Source organism: Streptomyces durbertensis (assembly GCF_014156695.1).
Taxonomy (GTDB): Bacteria; Actinomycetota; Actinomycetes; order Streptomycetales; family Streptomycetaceae; genus Streptomyces; species Streptomyces durbertensis.
Genome location: NZ_WMLF01000911.1, coordinates 1 through 617, shown reverse-complemented (window position 1 = coordinate 617; position 617 = coordinate 1). Strand labels below are relative to the sequence as shown.

The following is a 617-nucleotide window of genomic DNA, read 5'->3' as shown; positions in this document are numbered from 1 at the left end:
GGTCTGTGGGCGGGTGGTGGTAGGGATGGGGGTGTGGGAAGTTCTGGGGTCGGTCGTCGGCCGTTTGATGCCGTGTTGTGTGATCTCGACAATGTCGTTCGCTTCTACGACACGAGTCGAGTGGTGGAGCTGGAGAGGGAGTTGGGCCTGGCGGAGGGGACAACCGCCGAGGTGGCGTACGCGCCGGAACGAGACCTTCCGTTGTTGTTGGGGAGGATCTCGTACGAGGAGTGGACCGACGCCGTCGAGCGTGGCCTCGGGGAGTGGGTGCCGGACGGGCGGCGGGCTCGCGAGTTGGCCCTGGCCTTCGCCGATGCGCCGTCGCGGGTTGACCAGATGGTGGTGGATCTGCTGCGGAGGGCGCGTGGTCGGGTGCGGGTGGTGTGGGTGACAAACGCGACTCCGCGGCTGGAGAAGGAGTTGGCGGCGTTGGGGATCGCGGACTTGGCGCACGAGGTGGTGAGCAGTGCTCGGGTGGGTGTCGCGAAGCCGGATCGGAGGATCTTCCGGCTGGCGGCGGAACGGGCGGGGGTGCCGGAGGGGCGGTGCCTGTTCGTGGACGACCGGCTGGAGAACGTGGAGGCCGCGGTCGCGTGCGGGATGCGGGGTGTGCACTA

General features: G+C 68.6%; 1 protein-coding gene. It reads left to right on the top strand.

The features are described 5' to 3' along the window. Positions 1 to 33 precede the first annotated feature (33 nt). Positions 34 to 617 (top strand): HAD-IA family hydrolase (locus GL263_RS27620; RefSeq protein ID WP_182858450.1); only part of this gene is annotated, 584 nt, incomplete at its 3' end.